Raw genomic sequence first — 2,321 nt, 5'->3', positions numbered from 1 at the left:
TACCCTCACCGCAGCCGACATCGCACGCTTCAACGAAGCCCGCGAGTCTTTCAAGTTGATCAAAGCCTTGTACTGGGCGCATGTGGTGCCCTCGCTCGGCGGATTCGACAATCCTGTAGCCGGCGAACTTGAGCGCCTGTTGGAGCGAGTCGTTTTCGACACGCGAAACTTTATGTGGCCTCACCGAAACGCGGCTGCCTTCCATGACGCGAAGGATGTGGGAGGTTCGGCATGAATCTGCCCTCTACCACCTTCACAACTATGGACACCACTGAGCTGCTGGCGCTGGTCAACGAGGCCCGCGCCGGGTTCGGTGAAGGCTCTGTTCGTCATAACGACTTCGTTGCTCGCTGCAAGGACGAGCTTGATGGTGAGCACTACGAAACTTTCGTAGTGCAAAATTTGAACAACACCCAGTCTGAAGGGCTTCGCCTTACCGCCGACCAGTGCAAGCTGGTTGCTATGCGTGAGTCAAAAGGGGTTCGTCGGCGAGTGCTTGCTCGGCTGAATGAGCTGGAGGCTCAGCAAGTCCGCCCGATGACCCAGGCGGAGCTGATCGCGGCCAGTGCAAACCACCTGGTGGCGATCGAGCGCAAGCAGGCGGAGCAGCAGCAGGCTTTGGCGCAGGTGGAAGACCGTACGAGCCGGCTGGAGCAGGTCCGTTATCTCGACTCCGTGCCTAGCGGCTTCGAGACCATCACCACAATCCGCGAGCGCATCAACAATCGCCACGGCCTGCCGGCCTGGGTGGTCAACGCAGTGATGCGTGAGGTTTCGGGGGCGCCGCTGCCGTTCGCCATGGTGCGAAGCCGCCACTCCGAAGACGGGGGGCAGCCGTTCGCGATCTGGCCCAAGCCGGCCATCACGCGCCGATTTGACCAGTTCGTGGAGCAATGCGCGTACGTCACTTCCGAGCGTGCGACCCACCCGGAGATCCCACAGGGGCGGTTCAAGATCAATCCGAGGGCGGCGCAATGACCGACAACGTGATCCCTCTGTTTGGTCAGAAGCCAACTGATCCGGTCGTTATCAATGAGGCCTATTTCGAGTCGTGGACGAACGAGCAGCTTGCTTATCGCGCTTGGTATGGCTGCGACCTGGCCGAAGAAATTCTCTTTGATGACGAGTCCTGTGATGACTCCCGCGGCGATGCTCGCTTTGAAGTGCTGATGGCCCAGTACGCGCTCCGGGTCTTGGTCCGCCGCCTTACAGGCATGGCTGCAACAGATATCCGAGAGCAGGCCGCAATGTCTTTCCTGGCACGTGTTGCTGCTGACTTGGAGGAGCCTCAATGAGCCGTTCCTATGCCCCGCTGGCCAATGAGGATAAGCAACCTGCTGGCGCAGCAGTGATCAGCGGCCCCTGGCCAAGCTATGCAGCTTTCCGAGGACTCCCTGAGCGTGATCGCTGGGTGCTTTACGGATCGGCGAAGGCCTACCGCGAGGCGCTGGAGCTTCAGGGTATCGCCATGGCTGAGCCCTACGACCAGTTTGTCCAGCGGGTGACCGCTGAGTTGGAGATCTAAATTTATGAGCATGGAATTGATGGTCAAGGCCATGAAGACCAAGGTCGGCAACCCGCTCCGTAAGTTGGTGCTGATCAAGCTAGCGGACAACGCCAGCGACCAGGGCGAGTGCTGGCCGTCGTACCAGCACGTTGCCGAGCAATGCGAGATTGATCGAAGCACTGTGCGCAAGCACATCAAGCAACTTGAGGTCCAGGGTCTGTTGCGAATCGAGAATCGAGAAGGCCCAAAAGGGAACTCCACCAACCTGTATTTCCTGACCCTCTCAGGTGTAGGCCGAAAAAGCACCCCTGTAGGCCCAGAAAGCACAGGTGTAGGCCCACAGCCTACAGGGGGTGTAGGCCCAGAAAGCACCAGAACCAGTCACTCTTCTGAACCAGTCAAAGAACCTAAACCTATGTGCACTGCGGTGGCTGATGGGTTTGAGATTTTCTGGAAGTTGTACCCGAAGAAGAAGAGCCGAAAGGACGCGCTGAAGGCCTGGAACAAGCTCAACCCGGACGCTGAGCAGCAGGCCGTAATGATCGCTGCCCTAGCCCAGCACTGTATGTCGCGTGACTGGACCAAGGACGCTGGCCAGTACATCCCGATGGCCTCCACCTGGCTCAACGGCGAGCGCTGGCATGACGTTCTGCAGCCAGCCGGAGCAACCGCCCAGGGCGGCGTATTCAACAACCTCCCGCAGCACACCGATGACATGTACCAGGAGAGCCACGATGGCCGTTCGAATTTCTGATCTGTTCCACCGCACCCCGGCCAAGCGCATCTTCTCCGGCGAGTGCCCGGTGCATGGTCG

The 2,321-nt window shown here is 59.4% G+C and carries 5 protein-coding genes; all 5 read left to right on the top strand.

What is annotated here, in order from left to right:
- Positions 1-235, top strand: a 235-nt coding sequence (locus HP547_RS28340; protein ID WP_172288801.1) for a hypothetical protein, incomplete at its 5' end; no start/stop codon positions are given.
- Entirely contained in the window at positions 232-978 is a 747-nt protein-coding gene (locus HP547_RS28335) for a phage antirepressor (protein ID WP_172288799.1), read from the top strand. The genes HP547_RS28340 and HP547_RS28335, both read left to right, overlap by 4 nt.
- Positions 975-1,295, top strand: coding sequence for a hypothetical protein (locus HP547_RS28330; RefSeq protein ID WP_172288797.1), 321 nt, complete (start codon positions 975-977; stop codon positions 1,293-1,295). Before HP547_RS28335 ends, HP547_RS28330 begins: the two co-directional genes overlap by 4 nt.
- Entirely contained in the window at positions 1,292-1,525 is a 234-nt protein-coding gene (locus tag HP547_RS28325) for a hypothetical protein (RefSeq protein ID WP_172288795.1), read from the top strand. Before HP547_RS28330 ends, HP547_RS28325 begins: the two co-directional genes overlap by 4 nt.
- A 4-nt stretch (positions 1,526-1,529) precedes the next feature.
- Positions 1,530-2,261: a helix-turn-helix domain-containing protein gene (locus HP547_RS28320; protein WP_172288793.1), complete on the top strand. Its 732-nt coding sequence runs from the start codon at positions 1,530-1,532 to the stop codon at positions 2,259-2,261.
- Positions 2,262-2,321: the final 60 nt, after the last annotated feature.

The sequence above is a fragment of the Pseudomonas sp. CM27 genome, from assembly GCF_013179515.1.
Lineage (GTDB): Bacteria > Pseudomonadota > Gammaproteobacteria > Pseudomonadales > Pseudomonadaceae > Aquipseudomonas.
The sequence above is the reverse complement of the archived record's forward strand: the minus strand, read 5'-3'. Positions and strand labels throughout refer to the sequence as shown.

Bases quoted from the DNA above. Each gene is read 5' to 3' on its own strand.
- HP547_RS28335 (WP_172288799.1), top strand. From the start codon at position 232: ATGAATCTGCCCTCTACCACCTTCACAACTATGGACACCACTGAGCTG.
- HP547_RS28330 (WP_172288797.1), top strand. From the start codon at position 975: ATGACCGACAACGTGATCCCTCTGTTTGGTCAGAAGCCAACTGATCCG.
- HP547_RS28325 (WP_172288795.1), top strand. From the start codon at position 1,292: ATGAGCCGTTCCTATGCCCCGCTGGCCAATGAGGATAAGCAACCTGCT.
- HP547_RS28320 (WP_172288793.1), top strand. From the start codon at position 1,530: ATGAGCATGGAATTGATGGTCAAGGCCATGAAGACCAAGGTCGGCAAC.